The sequence below is a fragment of the Cloacibacterium caeni genome (assembly GCF_907163125.1).
Taxonomy (GTDB): domain Bacteria; phylum Bacteroidota; class Bacteroidia; order Flavobacteriales; family Weeksellaceae; genus Cloacibacterium; species Cloacibacterium caeni_B.
In genome coordinates, this window is sequence record NZ_OU015319.1 from 1786953 (window position 1) to 1805046 (window position 18094).

At 33.6% G+C, this 18094-nt stretch carries 15 protein-coding genes; 5 read left to right on the forward strand and 10 right to left on the reverse strand.

Features of this window, described 5'->3' with window-relative positions:
- Positions 1-600: a hypothetical protein gene (locus tag KKQ79_RS08115; protein WP_213189700.1), complete on the forward strand. Its 600-nt coding sequence runs from the start codon at positions 1-3 to the stop codon at positions 598-600.
- 38 nt (positions 601-638) lie between these two features.
- On the opposite strand, the gene KKQ79_RS08120 is transcribed toward KKQ79_RS08115, so the two are convergent.
- The 7 genes from KKQ79_RS08120 to KKQ79_RS08150 all read right to left on the reverse strand — a co-directional run bounded on the left by KKQ79_RS08120 (position 639) and on the right by KKQ79_RS08150 (position 9791).
- Positions 639-1469 (reverse strand): alpha/beta hydrolase family protein, encoded by an 831-nt coding sequence (locus KKQ79_RS08120; RefSeq protein WP_213189701.1) that lies wholly within the window; start codon positions 1467-1469, stop codon positions 639-641.
- A gap of 221 nt (positions 1470-1690) precedes the next feature.
- A complete protein-coding gene (locus KKQ79_RS08125; protein WP_430982101.1) occupies positions 1691-3691 on the reverse strand; it encodes a M13 family metallopeptidase in 2001 nt (666 codons plus the stop codon).
- Positions 3692-3962: 271 nt separating this feature from the next.
- Complete coding sequence (locus KKQ79_RS08130) at positions 3963-6050, reverse strand: M13 family metallopeptidase (RefSeq protein WP_213189703.1); 2088 nt, start codon at positions 6048-6050, stop codon at positions 3963-3965.
- 101 nt (positions 6051-6151) lie between these two features.
- Positions 6152-6814 (reverse strand): head GIN domain-containing protein, encoded by a 663-nt coding sequence (locus tag KKQ79_RS08135; protein ID WP_213189704.1) that lies wholly within the window; start codon positions 6812-6814, stop codon positions 6152-6154.
- A 149-nt stretch (positions 6815-6963) separates the two neighbouring features.
- On the reverse strand, positions 6964-8220 hold the full coding sequence (locus KKQ79_RS08140; protein WP_213189705.1) for a CinA family nicotinamide mononucleotide deamidase-related protein: 1257 nt from the start codon (positions 8218-8220) through the stop codon (positions 6964-6966).
- Between the two features lie 74 nt (positions 8221-8294).
- Positions 8295-9161 (reverse strand): lipoyl synthase, encoded by an 867-nt coding sequence (gene lipA / locus KKQ79_RS08145; protein ID WP_069797157.1) that lies wholly within the window; start codon positions 9159-9161, stop codon positions 8295-8297.
- Between the two features lie 81 nt (positions 9162-9242).
- A complete protein-coding gene (locus tag KKQ79_RS08150) occupies positions 9243-9791 on the reverse strand; it encodes an RNA polymerase sigma factor (RefSeq protein ID WP_213189706.1) in 549 nt (182 codons plus the stop codon).
- Between the two features lie 442 nt (positions 9792-10233).
- On the opposite strand from KKQ79_RS08150, the gene tyrS reads away from it, so the two are divergent.
- Both tyrS and KKQ79_RS08160 read left to right on the forward strand, forming a co-directional pair.
- Positions 10234-11529, forward strand: a complete 1296-nt coding sequence (gene tyrS / locus KKQ79_RS08155) for a tyrosine--tRNA ligase (protein WP_213189707.1) — start codon at positions 10234-10236, stop codon at positions 11527-11529.
- A gap of 119 nt (positions 11530-11648) precedes the next feature.
- A complete protein-coding gene (locus KKQ79_RS08160; RefSeq protein ID WP_213189708.1) occupies positions 11649-12404 on the forward strand; it encodes an acyl-CoA desaturase in 756 nt (251 codons plus the stop codon).
- A 57-nt stretch (positions 12405-12461) separates the two neighbouring features.
- On the opposite strand, the gene KKQ79_RS08165 is transcribed toward KKQ79_RS08160, so the two are convergent.
- Positions 12462-13816 (reverse strand): IS3 family transposase gene (locus KKQ79_RS08165; RefSeq protein WP_095072675.1). Its coding sequence is split into 2 segments (ribosomal slippage): positions 12462-13342 and positions 13342-13816, totalling 1356 coding nucleotides; the frame shifts between segments, so codons are not numbered across the junction.
- A 103-nt stretch (positions 13817-13919) separates the two neighbouring features.
- On the reverse strand, positions 13920-14378 hold the full coding sequence (locus KKQ79_RS08170) for an Lrp/AsnC family transcriptional regulator (RefSeq protein WP_104793278.1): 459 nt from the start codon (positions 14376-14378) through the stop codon (positions 13920-13922).
- A gap of 199 nt (positions 14379-14577) precedes the next feature.
- Between KKQ79_RS08170 and KKQ79_RS08175 the strand changes: the two genes are divergently transcribed.
- Together KKQ79_RS08175 and KKQ79_RS08180 are read left to right on the forward strand one after the other, a co-directional pair.
- Positions 14578-15783: an aminotransferase class I/II-fold pyridoxal phosphate-dependent enzyme gene (locus KKQ79_RS08175; RefSeq protein WP_213189709.1), complete on the forward strand. Its 1206-nt coding sequence runs from the start codon at positions 14578-14580 to the stop codon at positions 15781-15783.
- A gap of 326 nt (positions 15784-16109) precedes the next feature.
- On the forward strand, positions 16110-16742 hold the full coding sequence (locus KKQ79_RS08180) for an alpha/beta hydrolase (protein WP_213189710.1): 633 nt from the start codon (positions 16110-16112) through the stop codon (positions 16740-16742).
- Between the two features lie 38 nt (positions 16743-16780).
- Here KKQ79_RS08180 and KKQ79_RS08185 read toward each other — a convergent pair whose 3' ends face one another.
- The gene (locus tag KKQ79_RS08185) at positions 16781-18079 is read right to left on the reverse strand and encodes an aminopeptidase P family protein (RefSeq protein WP_213189711.1); all 1299 of its coding nucleotides are present in this window, start codon (positions 18077-18079) and stop codon (positions 16781-16783) included.
- Positions 18080-18094 lie beyond the last annotated feature (15 nt).

An 18094-nucleotide genomic window follows, 5' to 3' on the forward strand; every position in this document is an offset into this window, starting at 1 on the left:
ATGAAAAAAATAGTAGCATTACTTACGATTTTATTATTACAAAGTTGTATTGTAAATATTAAACAAGATTATAATGGATATAGCAGAAATTTAGTTTTTGAACAAAATAAAAAATGGCTCATCAATAATATCTATACAGATTTAAATTCTTATGATAGAGATGAACTGAATAAGAAAATTTTTGAAAAATTCAATGAATTATCAAAAGGAAACGCATACACTTTAGAAAAGGCAAGAAGCGAAAATTTAATAGCTGGTAAAATATCTTTTTCCCCTGAAATAGAAGAAATTGAACAACTCAAAAACGCTACAGATTTTGATTATTTAGTAAACATTTATACTAAAAAAGTGAGGAATAATCTTTCATTAATAGAGCCTACTGAACAAACAAGATATGCAAGTAATGAAGCTTTTGCAATCATAGAAGTTTATGACATCAAAAAAATGAAAAAGATTTATTTGCAAAAAGCAAGTTCTTTACAAACTCGCGAAGAAAAAACAAAAGGGCCAAGTTTTCATTATACTTCAGAGACTTTATCTAAAAAGAATTTGAAGAAAATAATTAAAGACATTGAAAAAAATGCCATTTTAAAAAATTAATCTAACTTCGCCAAAGTTTAAAACTTTGGCGAAGTTTTTTATTTCAAAAATTTGATACAATCATTCACCACAGCATTTAGCAAAGTGGGTAATTTAAAATCTAACCAAGGTTCTTTGGCTCCAAAAGTATGGTTGCCTTTTTCCACCAGAATTAATTCTGACTTTCCTGCCCAAGAATGTAAATTTTCGGCAGCTGAAAACGGAACTGCTTCATCTTCTGAACCGTGAATAATTAAGAAATTTCCTTTAAAATTTTTAACAGCTTTTTCTACAGAAAATCTATCTTCATTTGCTAAGTAATCTTCTAAAAACTGAATATGATGAGGCATTTGTTGCTTGGTTCGGCTGTTGTAATTGTAGTAAACACCTTGATTTTTCCATTCTTCTAATTTTTCGCCAACAGGAAATCTATTCAATGTGTCTACACTTGCCAAAGTGATGAGGTTTTTGATTTTAGAATTTTCAGAGGCAGCAATGATAGAGATTCCACCACCTCTAGAATGTCCGATTAAAGTAATATGTTCTGCTTCTACTCGATTATCTTTGCTAAAATGCTCTATTACGAAATTTAAATCGCTCAATTCCTTAGAATAATTATTCTGTGCGAAACTTTCTAAATCTGCAAAATCATTTGGATTCTCAGGCGAAGTTCCGTTATGAGAAAAGTTAAATTTCACGAAATAAAATCCGTTTTTAGCAAACTTTTCCGCCATCAAATTCCAAGCGCCCCAATCTTTATAACCTTTGTAACCATGAGCAAAAATTACGAGTGGTAATTTCTCTTCTTTTTTTGGAACAAAAGCATCTACCAAAAAAGATTTGGTTGCAAGATTTTCTAAAACGATATTTTTTTCTACAGTAAATTTCATAGTTGTAAATTTATAAAAATATGAAGCAACACCCCGTCAAAATTTTGTCAAATTTTGCCACCCCTCTAAAAGAGGGGAACAAAAAACCACCGAAATTTCGGTGGTTTTATAGCCCTGATTGAGCGGTATGTTTGAGCTCTTTTTCTGCGGCGGCTTCGCCGCCGCAGAAAAAAGCGAGTAGCGAAAGCAGGATGAAGCTACTCAATCCCTACTTTATACTTTTACCAGATTTTAATTCTGTCTTCTGGTTTTTTGTAATGTTTGTCGCCTTCTTTTACGCCAAATGCTTTATACCAAGCTTCTGTGTTTACTAGTGGACCAAATGCTCTGTACATTCCTGGAGAATGCGAATCTGTTTTCACTTGGTTGATGTAGAATTTCTCCGTTCCTTTGGTTCTCCAAACTGTTGCCCAACTTAAGAAAAATCTTTGATTTTGGTCAAATCCACTTATTTTGCCTGGGTTTCCTTTGTCTTTAAGGTACATTTGAAGTGCATCAAAAGCGATATTTACACCACCTAAATCTGCAATATTTTCGCCCATGGTAAATTTACCGTTTACGAAACTTCCTTTTACCGGTTCGTAAGCAGAATATTGAGCATCTAACTTAGCGGTAGCGGCCTCAAATTTCTTTCTGTCTTCGTCTGTCCACCAATTGTTAAGATTTCCATCTCCGTCAAATCTAGAACCACCATCGTCAAATCCGTGAGAAATTTCGTGACCGATTACCGCTCCAATTCCTCCGAAATTTACTGCAGGATCTGCTTTGAAGTTAAAGAATGGCGCTTGTAAAATTCCAGCAGGGAAAACAATTTCGTTATTAGAAGCACTGTAATATGCGTTTACGGTTTGAGGAGTCATTCCCCATTTTGTTTTATCTACTTTTTTACCAATTTTTTCTAAATTTTTCTCATAATTCCAAGTCGTGATGTTTTGTCTGTTTTGGAAATAAGAATCTGGACTTACCGTTAATTTAGAATAATCTTCCCACTGATCCGGATAAGCGATTTTCACTTTGAATTTTGATAATTTATCCAATGCTTTCACTTTAGTCTCATCACTCATCCAATCAAGGTTTGAGATGTGGTCATGGTAAGCTTTTTTAAGATAATCTACCATAGTTACCATTTCTTCTTTTGCTTCTGCAGGGAAATATTTTTCTACATATAATTTGCCGAAAGCTTCACCCAAAATACCATTGACTACTTCCAGTCCACGCTTGTTCATAGCACGTTGTTCTTTTTGACCTTGAAGGAATTTTCCGTAAAAATCAAAACGCATATCGTCTAATTTTTTGTCTAAAACGCCAGCGTTTCCAGAAAGCATGTGGTATTTCATGTAATCTTTTAACAATGGAAGATTCGCTTCGTTTACGAAAGCATCAAAGTTTTTAAAATATCCTAGTTCACCAAGAATTACTCTATCGGTTTTTACGCCAACTTGATTTAAATATCCTGCTAAATCTACATTTTTAACCAAACCAGAAAGTTCTGAAACAGTTTTAGGATTGTAACGCTTATTGGCATCTCTTCCTTCTTCGTTGGTTAATAAAGTTTTAGCCAATCTCTTTTCTAAATCTACAATTTTAGCTGCAGTTTCATTTGCATTTTGATACCCCAAAACTGTCAACATGCTCGAAACATATTTGGTGTATTCTGCAAGAGTTTTGGTATTGGCTTCGTTTTCTTTTTGATAGTAATCTTTTCCTAAACCTAAAGCTGGACCGCCAAGATAAATTGCATTATCATTAGACGCTTTAAGGTCTGCTCCTACTCTCCACATGTAGAAAATATTATCTCCATTTGGTGTAGCTTCTACTAAATATTTTTGTAAATCTGCTACCGTTTTTATCGCGTCAATTTTTGCTAAATCTGCTTTAATTGGGTTAATTCCGTCTGCATTTCTCTTGTCCCAATTCATGAAAGAAGAGTACAAATCTTGAATTTTTTTGCCTTCTGTTCCTTCTGCATATTTCTCTGTCAAAATATTATTCAAAATGGCTAAAGAGTTTTCGTCTGTTTTCTCACGAAGTTCATTAAAACTTCCCCAACTTGCTTTATCCGAAGGAATTTCTACCGTTTTTACCCAGTTTCCGTTTACATAAGTGAAGAAATCATCTTGTGGACGAACTGAAGTATCCATAAATTGAAGAGCAATTCCGTTTTCTGGTAATTGTTTTTGTGATGCACATGAACTTACTGTAAGCACAGCAGCTGCAGCCATCACTAGAAAAGGTACCTTTTTCATATGAAGTTATTTATTATTTTTTAAAGGTCATATGCAATCGCTGAACATTCTTTGATGTTTTTATTTTTTTCAGTACGGCAATTTCATATATAGTTCATTATTAATTGTTCAAATTTAATAAAATCATCAGTTTTATTATGATTAGTTGATAAAAATTTGAATTTGTTTCAATAGACTTCATAAATAATAAAAAACCACAGAAAATTCTGTGGTTTTGAGGTTTTTATGTTGAGAAAAATTTGGTTTCTTACCAGATTTTGATTCTTTCTTCTGGTTTTTTATAATGTTGGTCGCCTTCTTTCACTTCGAAAGCGTTGTAGAATGCTTCTACATTTACCAACGGACCAAAAGCTCTGTATAAACCTGGTGAATGCGGATCTGTTTTCACCTGATTAATCATGTATTTTTCTGTAGATTTAGTTCTCCAGATGGTTCCCCAACTTAAGAAAAATCTTTGGTCTTGGTTGTAACCACTGATTAATCCTGGATTTCCTTTGTCTTTAAGATACATTTGTAATGCGTCATAAGCAATGGCAACTCCACCTAAATCTGCAATATTTTCGCCATTGGTAAATAAACCGTTTACGAAAGTTCCTTTTACAGGTTCATATTTGCTGTATTGTTCTGCTAATTTTTTAGTCGCTTCTTCAAAGTTCTTTTTATCAGCATCAGTCCACCAATTTTTAAGGTTTCCATCTCCATCGAACATTGCTCCTGAATCATCAAATCCGTGAGAAATTTCGTGACCAATTACTGCTCCGATTCCTCCAAAATTCACGGCAGGATCAGCTTTGAAATCAAAGAAAGGCGCTTGTAAAATAGCAGCTGGAAAAACGATTTCGTTATTTACTGGGTTGTAGTAAGCATTTACCGTTTGAGGAGTCATTCCCCACTCTTTTTTGTCAACTTTCTTGCCTACTTTATCTAATTCTTTTTGATAAGCCCAATCTGCTACGTTTTTAAGATTTCCGTATAATGTTCCTCCTTCATTTTTAGAAAGTACTTGTAATTTAGAATAGTCTTTCCACTCATCTGGATAACCTACTTTTACGGTGAATTTTGATAATTTATCTAATGCTTTTGTTTTGGTTTCATCACTCATCCAAGAAAGATTAGAAATATGCTGAACGTAAGATTTTTTAAGATAATCAATTAAAGTTACCATTTCTGCTTTTGCTTCGGCAGAGAAATATTTATCTACATATAATTTCCCGAAAGCTTCACCAAGAACACCATTTATCGTAGAAAGTGCACGTTTGTTCATAGCACGTTGTTCTTTTTGTCCGCTCAAAGTTCTTCCGTAGAAATCAAACTGTAAATCGTCCAATTTTTGATCTAAAACAGAAGCGCTTCCGTTCAATAATTTCACTTTTAAGAAATCTTTGATGAAAGGTAAATTTTTAGCATTCAAAAATTTATCTAAATTTTTATAATACTCTAATTCACCGATGATTACTCTGTCTGTATTTACACCAGCGTTTTTAAGATAAGATGGTAAATCTACATTTTTCACTAAAGATTTTAACTCTGACAACGTCTTCGGATTGTATTGAAGATTAGCATCTCTAATTTTTTCATTAGGGATTAAAGTTTGAGCGGCAGTTTTTTCAAAGTCAACTACTTTTTGAGCTGCAACTTCTGGATTTTTATAACCTAAAACCGTGTATAATTTGGTTAAATAATCTTTGTATTGACCGATGGTTTTGGTGTTTTCTTCATTATCTTTTTGATAATAATCTCTTCCTAAACCAAGGTTTACATCTCCCATGTAAACTGCATTATCCGTAGAATTTTTAAGGTCTGCGTAAACTCCCCATCCATAAAATGGATTATCTCCAGTTTTGGTAGCTTCTACTAAATATTTTTGTAAATCTGCCATGGTTTTAATGGCGTCAATTTTCGCTAAATCACCTTTAATAGGAGCAATTCCGTCTGCATTACGCTTATCCATATCCATGTAAGTAGCATAAATATCCTGAATTTTTTGACCTTCAGTTCCTTTAGCGTAAGTTTCTTTCAATAAATTGTCTAAAATTTTAAGAGAATTAAGGTCAGTTTTCTCTCTTAATTCATTGAAACTTCCCCAGCTTGCTTTATCCGCAGGAATCTGAGCAGTCTTCATCCAAGTTCCGTTTACATAGTTGTAAAAATCGTCTTGCGGACGAACAGATTTGTCCATCAGTTCAATGGCAATTCCGTTTTCTGGAAGTTCTGCTGGTTTTAATTCTTCAATTGGAGCAGGTGTAGGTTCTGTAGTTGCTTGTTTCTGAGTGCCACAAGATTCTAAAATGAGCATTCCTGAAAAAGCCAACACAGCGATTGATATTTTTTTCATTTCTGTATGATTAATTAATGATGAATAAGTACAAATTTATAAGAAATTGTTACGTTTTAAAATCAAAAAAGCCAAAGTTTAAAACTCTGGCTTCGATTTATTTATTTGAAAGTGATCTTTCCGCCTAAAACATTTTTGGTATTTCTGTCTTTGGGAGAACCATAGACGTCTATATTTCCTCCTGCTCTAGTAGTGGCATTAAGGATTTTAGAGGCATTTACTTCTGCAAACCCACCTGCATTTGCAGTGATGGTAACGGTTTCTGAATCTAAATCTCTTCCGTAAAATTGTGCACCAGAATTCACCAAAATATCTTGAATTTCGGCAGTTCCAGACACATTAATGACACCACCAGAATTGGCTTTAGAATTTAATAAATTCACATCTACTTGTAAATTTAGCGTAGAACCTTCATTTGAAGTAATGCTGAGCATTTTGGTGTCTATAGTTCCATCAGAAGTGATTTTAGAACCTTGACTCGCTTGAATTTCGTTTATATCTTCATAAAAAACAGTCACTTCAGATTTGTCGCCTTGCATAAGCTTAGTAGGAATCATTCTGATTTTGAGTTCCCCATTTTTATTGACAATTTCCACATCTGGATCATCACCTTTTACCTGAATTTTATTTTCATTGGATTTTACAAGGGTTACATTAATTCTATCATAAACCTTTACTGCGCTGAAATCTCCAAAATTTTTGGAAGTTTGCGAATAAGCTACCTGAACCAAAAGAACTAGGAAACTAAAAATTATTTTTTTCATAAGTAGATATTTATTGTTTTTTAAAGGTCTTATGCAATCGCTGAACATTCATTGATGTTTGATTTTTTTCATTATGGCGATTTCATTCTACATTATTTTAAAGATATAACAACTGTTTGCGCCATTTTATTACATGAGAAAGGTGATTTTTAAAGATTTTCTTGAATTAAAATCTGAATTAAATCCTGCAAAACTTTCTGCGAAACAAAATTCATGAAATCTTTGCGCTCTAAATGAGGAAGATACAATCTGAACGTTTTTTCAAAATCTTTTACTCTAATCGAATAAAAAACAGTCCCAATTTCTGAATTGAAGTCATCTGAATTTGGTCCTGCAACTCCAGTGGTAGAAAGTGCAATATCTGTTTTAAATAATTGCTGACAACCCAAACTCATCGCTTGCGCAACTTCTGCTGAAACTACCGTTTTCTCTTTGATTAAATCTTCTGAAACACCTAAAATCTCCGTTTTTTTCTGTGTCTGATAGGTGCAAATTCCCCCTAAAAAGTAATTAGAACTTCCAGAAACACTTGTAATTAAGTGTGATAATTCTCCACCAGTACAACTTTCGGCGGTAGAAATCGTCAAGTTTCTAGAAATTAAAAAATCATGTAAAATTTCTTCTATTTTGTCGCCATTTTCAGAAATAATATGTGCTTTCAGCAATGGTCTAATTTTAGAAATTTCTTCTTCTAATTGATTTTCTAAAACTTCTAAATCCTTTCCTGAAGCCGTTAATTTCAACTTCACTCTATTGGCGATTGGCAAATAAGAAAGTGAAAAATTTTCAGGTAAATTCAGTTCCCATTCTTCCAAAGCATCAGACAATAAACTTTCTGGGTAATTCACCACAGAAACGGTTCTAATTTTTAAAAAATTAGATTCAAATTCTTTTTGTAAGTAAGGAATAATTTGGTCTTTCACCAAAGGTTTCACTTCATAAGGAACACCAGGAAGACAAATCGCTATTTTGCCGTTATCTTCTACCATCAAACTCGGTGCAGTTCCGTTGTGATTTTGGAAAACTTTAGCTTTTGAAAGAATCATGGCTTGTTCTCTGTTTCTTTCGATGATTTCTAACCTTCCAATGCGTTCTAATCTGGTTTTCAGATGCTGAAAAGTTTCTTCATCATAAACGATTTCATCATTGAAAAATTCACAAAAAGCTTTCTTGGTTTTATCATCTTTAGTCGGGCCAAGTCCGCCTGTTGTAATCACCAAATCAGTCAATTGAAAGGCAGATTGTAATGTATTTTTAATAATTTCTATTTCATCTGAAATGGTAAAAATCTGCGAAACAGAAATCCCAATTTTTGATAATTCTTTTGCAATAAAATTAGAGTTAGTATCTACTGTAGTTCCAGACAGAACCTCGTTTCCTATCGTAATAAGGACAGCGTTTTTCATAAAAATTTCGAGTTTCGAGTTCCGAGTTCCGAGTTACCAAATGCGAATCTCATAACTCGAATCCCGTAACTCAATTAATGAATATGTTTTTCTGCATGATAAGAACTTCTCACCAAAGGCGAACTTTCCACATGACGGAAACCTAACTGTTCTGCAAAAATTCTGTATTCTTCGAATTCTTCTAGCTCTACAAAACGTTTTACTGGCAAATGTTTTTTGGTTGGCTGAAGATATTGCCCAATCGTAATCACATCTACATTCGCATTTCTCACATCTTGAATGGTTTCAAAAACTTCTTCTTTGGTTTCACCCAAACCGAGCATAATTCCTGTTTTGGTACGGTTTTGTCCAGCTTCTTTTAAATATCTTAATACTTCTAAAGAACGCTCGTACTTCGCCTGAATTCTCACTTCTCTGGTTAATCTTTTTACAGTCTCCATGTTGTGAGAAATCACTTCTGGCGCTACTTCTACCAATCTATCGATGTGTTTATGAATCCCTTGAAAATCTGGAATTAAGGTTTCCATAGTAGTTCCCGGAGAAATTCTGCGCACTGCATTTACTGTTTCTGCCCAAATTATAGAACCCATATCTTTCAAATCATCTCGGTCTACAGAAGTTAAAACCGCATGTTTAATTTTCATTAATTTGATTGAACGTGCTACTTTTTCGGGTTCATCCCAGTTTACATCAAGAGGTTTTCCTGTTTTTACACCACAAAATCCACAACTTCTGGTACATATATTTCCCAAAATCATAAAAGTGGCGGTTCCTTCTCCCCAACATTCGCCCATGTTAGGACAAGAACCACTTTGACAAATGGTGTTCAGTTTATATTTATCAACCAAAGTTCTGAGTTCTCTGTAATTTTTTCCTGTAGGAAGTTTTACACGAATCCATTTTGGTTTATTGGTAGTGGTATCTTGAATTTGATTTTCCATAAATATCTAAAATTTTTCTCACAGATTTAGATGATTCGGCTGATTTTCATCTGCTCAATCTGGTATAATCAGCGAGAGATTTTACTCATTTTCGTTTAACAATTCTGCCAAAACTTTTTTGGCTCTCATAATTCTTACTTTAGTATTGGCAACAGAAAGATTGAGTTCTTCTGCAATTTCTTTGATGCTTTTTTCTTCAAAAAATCTTAAATGGATAATTTTTTGATAATTGTGATCCATTTTGGCAACCGTATCAAAAATCTTTTTTTCTTCTTGTTCAGAAATCATAATTTCTTCTGGTGACTTCTCAAACTGATTTTTTACTTCGTCAAGATTTTCGGTTTCGTCTTCTACATCTCTACTTTTCTTGCGCCAATAATCGATAATTGAGTTTTGTGCAATGGTGAGAACCCACGTTTTAAACTGGAAATTCTCATCATACAAATCTAATTTCGCCAATACTTTAGAAAAAACAGAAACGGTGAGTTCATCTGCTGCATTTTCGTCATGCACTTTTTTCATGATAAATGAAAAAACGTCTGTCCAAAATAGATTAATCAGTTTAGTCTGAGCTTTCTGATTTTTTTCTTTGGCCAAAAAGATGAGTTGTAAAAGTTCTGGTTTTTCCATTGCAAATGCAAAGATAAGGATTTTGTAAGAGCCAAATAAAAAGAGCCAAGTAAAAAATGATTAGATTTTGTCTATAAGATTTATGGCGCGAGCATTTCGACAAGCTCAATATAAACTTCACGAGCGTCGATTGTTTCCAAAGTAAATAAACCTTCAAGGATTTTAAATCCTTGAAGGTTTGAATAAACAAACTTTAAGAAAAGTGAAAAGAAAAACCGCCCATGAATTTTAGCCACGATTGAAGCATTGTTTGAGCTCTTTTAAAAATTTTCGGTTTTCTCCTTTAGGAGAGTTAGAGAGGTAAAAATTTTTAAAAAGCGAGTGCGGAAAGCGTGCCTGAAAGTGAAAAAACACAGAAACGTATGCTCCTCAAAAACTTGCAGCTTCCTGCTTCCTACTTCCTACAAATTTCCTATCTTTGCCATTCAAAATTTTTAAGAAAATGAACGCTTTTATTGAAGAACTAAAATGGCGCGGTTTATACGCTGATATGATGCCAGGAACTGATGAACAACTGAATAAGGAAATGACGACTGCTTATATTGGTTTTGATCCTACCGCAGATTCACTTCACATTGGAAGTTTAATTCCGATAAAAGTTTTGGCGCATTTTCAGCAACACGGTCACAAACCGATTGCTCTAGTTGGTGGTGCAACAGGTATGATTGGCGACCCTTCTGGTAAATCTTCAGAGAGAAATTTGTTAGACGAAGCTACGCTTAATCATTATGTAGATTGCATAAAAGGTCAACTTTCTAGATTTTTAAATTTTGAAGGAAATGAACCGAACAAAGCGGAATTGGTAAACAATTACGATTGGATGAAAACCTTTACGTTTCTGGATTTCGTGCGTGATATCGGCAAACATCTTACCGTAAATTATATGATGGCGAAAGATTCTGTGAAAAAACGTTTCTCTGGCGAAGCTGGAGTTGACGGAATGAGTTTTACAGAATTTACCTACCAATTATTACAAGGTTACGACTTCTTACATTTATACAAAAATAATGGTGTAAAACTACAAATGGGTGGTTCTGACCAATGGGGAAACATCACCACAGGTACAGAATTAATCCGTAGAAAAGCACAAGGTGAAGCCTTTGCATTAACCGTTCCGTTGATTACAAAAGCTGATGGTTCTAAATTCGGAAAATCTGAAGCGGGAGAAAATTATTGGTTAGACGCCAAAAGAACTTCTCCGTATAAATTTTACCAATTTTGGTTGAATTCTTCTGATGTTGATGCTGAAAGATTCATTAAATACTATACTTTTTTACCAAAAGAAGAAATAGAATCTTTGGTTGAAGAGCACCAAACTGCTCCACACGAAAGAAAATTGCAGAAAAAATTAGCCGAAGAAGTTACGATTTGGGTTCATGGAAAAGCAGAATACGAAAAAGCATTAAAAGCTTCTGAAATCCTTTTCGGCAGAAGCACTGCAGAAGATTTGGTAAGCTTAGATGAAGAATTATTCTTACAGATTTTTGATGGAGTTCCTCAAGCTGAAGTAGCTAAATCAGACGTTTTAGGAAGTAACATTATCGATTTATTATCAGAAAAATCTGGTTTCCTAAAGTCTAAAGGCGAAGCAAAACGCGAATTACAAGGAAATGCTATTTCTGTAAACAAAGAAAAAGTAAAAGACGATTTCGTAGCTGCCGAAAAAGATTTAATTGACGGCAAATTTTTACTCCTTCAAAAAGGGAAAAAACAATATTTTATTGTAAAAGCAGTCTAAAATAAAATTTACAACGCTATACATAGTTAAATAAATTATAAAAACACGCTCTAGAGCGTTTTTTTTCTTATCATTCATTTTTCAAATGTCTACATTTGTGCCTTTATAAATTCTTATTAATGGTTATTATTATTTTCATCATCGTCCTATGGTATTCAGGACTATTTTTTCAAACTTTTTTCCTCCATCGTTACGCAGCACATCAAACCTACACTATGTCTAAGTTTGGTGAAAAATTGTGTTTTATTCTTACTTGGATTACCCAAGGTTCTAATTATCTTTCAGCGTATGGTTACGGTGTAATGCACAGAATGCACCATGCTTTTGCCGATACAGAAAAAGACCCGCATTCTCCAAAATACGACCCTAATCCACTGGCTATGATGTGGAGAACGAAAAATGTTTATCAACAAATCAACAAACAAAAAATTGCCATCGAAGAAAAATTTACGAAAAACGTTCCTCAGTGGAAATCATTCGATAAGTTTGCTAGTTCATGGTACTCAAGAATTGGTTGGGGAGCTTTCTACACCGTTTTCTTTATTATTTTTTCTGAATATTGGTGGCATTGGTTATTATTACCTGTGGCTATTTTAATGGCTCCAATTCACGGAATGATTATCAATTGGTTTGGTCACATTTACGGTTATGTAAATTTCAAAGTGAACGACACTTCTAAAAATTTATTCCGTTTTGATTGGTTAATGCTTGGCGAAGGTTATCACAACAATCATCATAAATTCGGCGGAAGAGCTAATTTCGGTGGTGTAAGATGGCACGAAATAGATGTTACGTACATGATTATGTTGCTCTTAGAAAAATTAGGTTGGATTAAAATGAACCGAGTGATGGCCACTCCAAAAAGAGAAATCTAAAATTTACAAAATAGAAAACACGCAGATTTTAGACTGCACCCAAAAGTTTAGACAAAATTAAACAATATTTTCAAAGGAAAGAGTTCGGTACTGTACCGGACTCTTTCCTTTGAGATTGAGTCTTATTCTATCATTGTTGTAATAGTGAATGTACTTCACTATTTCCATCTTAAGTTCTTGAATGGAACCAAACTTTCTGGTATAAAACATTTCTGATTTTATCGTTCCAAAAAAGTTTTCTATCACCGCATTGTCCAAACAGTTTCCTTTTCGGGACATACTTTGAATAATACCTTTTTCTTTTAACAAGTTTTGGTAATGTTTCATTTGATATTGCCAACCTTGATCAGAATGTAGAATGATGTTTTGTGTAGATTTTACTTTTCTGAATGATTTCTTTAGCATTCTGATGATTTGGCTAAACACAGGTCTTTCAGATAAGTCAAAACTGACAATTTCACCATTAAATAAATCGATGATTGGAGATAGGTAAAGTTTATTACCCGATACATTAAACTCTGTAACATCGGTTGCCCATTTCTGATTAGGAGTGTCCGATTTGAAATTCCTCTGTAGAACATTGGGCGCAATTTTCCCTTGCTCTCCCTTGTAAGATTTATATTTCTTCACTCGGATAATACTCTTTAAACCTAATATTTTCATAAGTCGTAAAACAGTTTTGTGATTAATCAAAATTCCTTTTTCTTTCAAAAGCAAAGTAATTCTTCTATAGCCCAACCTTCCTTTATGACGATGATAAATCTGCTTAATCATTTCTTTTATTTCCGCATATTTATCTTTCATTTGAAAGCGTTTTTGATAGTAATAAAAACTGCTTCTTGCCATCGATGTACAATGCAGCAGTACTGCTAAATCAAAGTCCTGCCTTAACTCTTCGATGGCTTTGGATTTTTCCTTTCCTGAATTAAGGCGTCTAACTTTTTTAAAATGGCGTTCTCGGCTTCTAAATAATAAATCCTCTCCAACAGTTCTTCCTCCCTTGTTAAGGGCTTGCCTGTTTTCTTTTTTTTTCGCTTGTAATTACTCATGGTTTTAGGTCTTCCTCTGGGTCTGTTTTCTAAACCTAAAATACCATTTTTTTTGTAATTTCGCTGCCAACTAAGAATACTGGACTCCGCAGGAATATTAAACCTTCTCGACGCTTCTTTTAAACTTAAATTCTCTTTCTCAATTACTGATAAAATCTTTAATTTAAAATCTTTTGTGTAATGCGTATTGGAAAGCCGAACAAGTCCTGAAACTCCATAAAGTTCATAAAATTTTATCCATTTACGAACCAAGGAACCACAAACTCCAATGCGTTTTCCTAAATCGTCTGTTCCAATATCCCCTTTGTGATATCTCTTTATAGCTTTTAATTTAAAGTCTACTGAATATTTACTTTTCCCCATAAAAAATGCCCCTAAAAAGTGTCTAACTTTTTGGGGGCAGTCCATTTGCGTGTTTTTTTTATCTAACCAAACCTTCAAGGATTTTGAATCCTTGAAGGTTTCTTTACACCTCAATCGTTGTAGTATTTTTCACTTCTGCAATCATAAAAGAACTGTGTGTAGAACCGATGTGTTGTAAAGTTGTGAGTTTTTTAACCATAAAATCTCGGTATTCTTCCATGTTTTTTACACAGATTTTTAAGATATAATCGTAATCGCCACTCACGTGGAAACATTCTGTGACTTCTGGCAAAGTCATAATTTCTTTTTCAAACTGTAACACGTATTCTTTCTTGTGTTGCGTTAATTTCACATGACAGAGCACGATGAAGTTTTTCTCCACTTTATGTTTATCAATCAGCGCCACATATTTAGAAATAACGCCTTGCTTTTCTAATTTTTTGATGCGCTCATAAACCGCCGTCACAGACAAATCTAACTTGTGAGACAATTCTTTAGTCGTTTGTTTGCTATCTTCCTGAAGAAAGTAGAGCAATTTTTTATCAATTGAGTCCAGTTCCATAGATTATTTTTTGGCAAAAGTTTGCAAAAATCAAATATAATCATAAATTTTTCTATTAATTTAAATTTAAGTAGATTTATTTTCTATAATTAAAAAAAATTATTGTAAAAAAGTTGGAATTTTTAGAATTTTATTACTAGAAATTTTCTTTTCCTCAATCCTAAAGGACGGAAAATTTCTTACATTAACATTCAATATTATGGAAAATTTCGATGCAGCAAATGCCATTCAAGACTTACAATATTTTGGGGAATTCGGTGGGGTAAATCCTTCAATTTCTGACAGTTCTACTTATACTTTTTTATCTGCAAAAACCATGTTTGATACTTTCGAAGGCAATGCAGAAGGTTGCTATTTGTACTCCAGACATTCATCTCCGATGAATTTATACTTAGCTCAAGCTTTAGCAAAAATGGAAGGAACAGAAGCAGCGAATGTTACCGCATCTGGAATGGGCGCAATTACTTCTACTCTACTTCAAATCTGTAAAAGTGGCGACCACATTGTTTCAGCCAGAACGATTTATGGCGGAACTTACGCGTTTTTGAAAAACTTCCTGCCTCCTTTTAACATTGAGACAAGTTTTGTAGACATTAATAATTTTGAAGCGATAGAAAACGCCATCAAACCTAATACGAAGGTGATTTATTGCGAAAGCGTGAGCAATCCATTATTAGAAGTAGCAGACTTGAGAAAACTGTCTGAAATTTGTAAAAAACATAATTTAAAATTAATTGTAGACAATACGTTTTCTCCGTTGCAGATTTCGCCAATACATTTAGGTGCAGATATTGTGATTCACAGTTTAACGAAATTCATCAACGGAAGCAGCGATACAGTTGGCGGCGTTTATTGCGCTTCTCAACAATTTATAGACGATACTAAAAATGTAAATAACGGAAGTTGTATGCTTCTCGGTCCAACTATGGACAGTTTTCGTTCGGCAAGTATTTTGAAAAACCTAAGAACTTTGCACATCAGAATGAAAAAACACAGCGAAAATGCAATGTATCTCGCTGAAAAATTCGAAAAAGATGGTCTGAAAGTAAATTATCCTGGTTTAAAATCTCACAGAAATCATGAACTTATGAAATCTATGACGCACCAAGAATATGGTTTTGGTGGTTTATTAACTTTAGACGCTGGAACCGTAGACAAAGCCAATGAATTGATGGAAATGATGCAACAGGAAAACTTAGGCTACCTTGCCGTAAGTTTAGGTTTTTATAAAACATTATTCTCTTGCAGCGGAAGTTCTACCTCATCTGAAATTCCTGAAGAAGAAAGAATTTCCATGGGACTTTCTGATGGATTGATTAGATTTTCAATTGGTTTAGACCATGACATTGAAAGAACTTACCAAAAAATGAAAGCTTGTATGGTGAAAGTGGGGATGTTGATGTGATAATTTGATGATGCGATAATTTGGTGATTTGATGATGTGATGATGCGATAATTTGGTGATTTTTCGTTCCGTAGGAACGCAATTTCCATCTTCATTCATCTAAAAAAATAATTTTGATAATTTATAAAACTGACCTTGTGTCAGTTTTTTTTATTTGGCAAAATATTGGTAAAGTGAAAAGAAACGGAAGCAAACTTCTAGCCCAGATTGCAGCGGAAATCCTTTTTTTTCTTGAAAAAAGATTGTAGCGAAAAGCTGGACTGCGTTTGAAAGAATTTACAAAACGTCTTGCTCCTTATCAAATTTTAAAAAATTATCTTTGCAATATGGATTTACAATTTATCGTAAGAGAACCCGAAAATATTACGCCAAATTCTCAACTTTTGGTGATGATTCATGGTTATGGAAGTAATGAAGAAGATTTATTTTCTTTTCGTCATGATTTGCCAGAAGATTGGATTATCGTGAGTTATAGAGCTCCAAAAATGACCGATTATAATGGTTTTTCTTGGTATGACATTGATTTTAACGATGCTGAAAAATTTATAGATGTAGAACAGGCGGTAGATTCTATGAAAGCGATTATGAAATCTATTGATAACATTAAACATCATTATCAATTAGAAGGGAAAACGAATATGATGGGATTTTCGCAAGGCGGAATTCTTACGTATGCCATGACGCTTACTTATCCAGAATATTTTCAGAAAATAGCTTGTTTAAGTGCTTATCCTGAACCTAAAATCCTTAAAAACATTAAAGGCAAAAAAGAAATTCAGCATCTTAGATTTTTTATTTCTCATGGAACTGAAGATGCTGTAATCCCATTAGAATGGGGAAGAAAAGCAGCAGATTTCTTATATGAACTGGGCGCATTCTTCACTTTTAGAGAATATATGAACGGACATGGCGTAAATCAAAAAAACTACATGGATTTAATTAACTTCTTTAAATCATAAAAAAAGGTGTTTCTGACTTAGAAACACCTTTTTATTTTTTAAGAATTCATCAATTCTTCTATTTCCTCTACTTCAATCGGAATGTTTTTCATCAGATTAAAAGCAGGTCCAGAATTCTGAATCACCATATCATCTTCTATTCTCACACCAAAACCTTCTGCAGGAAGATAAATCCCCGGCTCTACAGTAAACACCATATTTTCCACAAATTTATCTTTTAAAATTCCGTAATCATGTGTATCAAGACCTAAATGGTGAGATGTTCCGTGCATCATGTATTTTTTGTAAGCTGGCCAATTTTTATCTTGGTTTTGAATATCAGCTTTGTCAAGAAGTCCTAATTCTAAGAATTTAGACGTGTAGAATTCTCCACATTCTTTATGATAATCATACCAATTATTTCCAGGAACTAATAGAGAGGTTGCAAAGTTTTTCATGTCTAATACTGCATTATAAATCTCTTTTTGTCTCGCCGTAAATTTACCATTCACAGGAATCATTCTGGTAAGGTCAGATGAATAATTGGCATATTCTGCACCTACATCTAGTAAAATTACATCTCCATCTTTACATTGCATATTATTGGCAATATAGTGCAGTACATTTGCGTTTTCGCCACTTGCAATAATTGGTGTATACGCAAAACCTTTACTTCTATTTCTCAAAAATTCGTGCATGAGTTCTGCTTCAATTTCGTATTCCCAAACTCCAGGTTTCACGAAAGAAAGCAATCTTCTCACTCCTTTTTCGGTGATGTTACATGCTTTTTGTAATAATTCTATTTCTTCTGGCTCTTTGATACTTCTCAAATGCTGAAGAATAGGATTACTTCTTAAAATTTCATGAAGCGGGAACTCTCTTTTTACTCTTTCGATGAATCTGTCTTCACGAGTTTGCACTTCTAAAACAGCTCTATAATGCTCATTTCTATTGAGATAAATATTTTCGGCTTCGTTCATCAGATTGTAGAAAATTCTATCAAAATCTGATAGCCAAAATACCGTTTTCACTCCAGAAACTTCAGTTGCTTTTTCTTTGGTTAATTTTTCGCCTTCCCAAACAGCGATATGTTCATTCGTTTCTCTTAAGAAAAGAATTTCGCGGTGCTCTTCATTGTAAGCATCAGGAAAAATCAACAAAATGCTCTCCTCTTGGTCTACTCCGCTCAGATAAAAAATATCTCTGTGCTGCGCAAAAGGCATCGTAGAGTCTGAACTTATTGGATAAATATCATTAGAATTAAAAATAGCCAAAGAATTAGGCTGCATTTTTTCTACAAACTTTTTACGATTTTTGATAAAAAGTGAACTAGAAATTTGTTCGTATTTAGTTGTCATTGTATGAAAATTAGA

What these genes read in the sequence shown, in the direction of transcription:
- KKQ79_RS08115 (WP_213189700.1), top strand. Translation starts at nt 1, where the DNA reads ATGAAAAAAATAGTAGCATTACTTACGATTTTATTATTACAAAGTTGT.
- KKQ79_RS08120 (WP_213189701.1), bottom strand. Translation starts at nt 1,469, where the DNA reads ATGAAATTTACTGTAGAAAAAAATATCGTTTTAGAAAATCTTGCAACC.
- KKQ79_RS08125 (WP_430982101.1), bottom strand. Translation starts at nt 3,691, where the DNA reads ATGGCTGCAGCTGCTGTGCTTACAGTAAGTTCATGTGCATCACAAAAA.
- KKQ79_RS08130 (WP_213189703.1), bottom strand. Translation starts at nt 6,050, where the DNA reads ATGAAAAAAATATCAATCGCTGTGTTGGCTTTTTCAGGAATGCTCATT.
- KKQ79_RS08135 (WP_213189704.1), bottom strand. Translation starts at nt 6,814, where the DNA reads ATGAAAAAAATAATTTTTAGTTTCCTAGTTCTTTTGGTTCAGGTAGCT.
- KKQ79_RS08140 (WP_213189705.1), bottom strand. Translation starts at nt 8,220, where the DNA reads ATGAAAAACGCTGTCCTTATTACGATAGGAAACGAGGTTCTGTCTGGA.
- lipA (WP_069797157.1), bottom strand. Translation starts at nt 9,161, where the DNA reads ATGGAAAATCAAATTCAAGATACCACTACCAATAAACCAAAATGGATT.
- KKQ79_RS08150 (WP_213189706.1), bottom strand. Translation starts at nt 9,791, where the DNA reads ATGGAAAAACCAGAACTTTTACAACTCATCTTTTTGGCCAAAGAAAAA.
- tyrS (WP_213189707.1), top strand. Translation starts at nt 10,234, where the DNA reads ATGAACGCTTTTATTGAAGAACTAAAATGGCGCGGTTTATACGCTGAT.
- KKQ79_RS08160 (WP_213189708.1), top strand. Translation starts at nt 11,649, where the DNA reads ATGGTTATTATTATTTTCATCATCGTCCTATGGTATTCAGGACTATTT.
- KKQ79_RS08170 (WP_104793278.1), bottom strand. Translation starts at nt 14,378, where the DNA reads ATGGAACTGGACTCAATTGATAAAAAATTGCTCTACTTTCTTCAGGAA.
- KKQ79_RS08175 (WP_213189709.1), top strand. Translation starts at nt 14,578, where the DNA reads ATGGAAAATTTCGATGCAGCAAATGCCATTCAAGACTTACAATATTTT.
- KKQ79_RS08180 (WP_213189710.1), top strand. Translation starts at nt 16,110, where the DNA reads ATGGATTTACAATTTATCGTAAGAGAACCCGAAAATATTACGCCAAAT.
- KKQ79_RS08185 (WP_213189711.1), bottom strand. Translation starts at nt 18,079, where the DNA reads ATGACAACTAAATACGAACAAATTTCTAGTTCACTTTTTATCAAAAAT.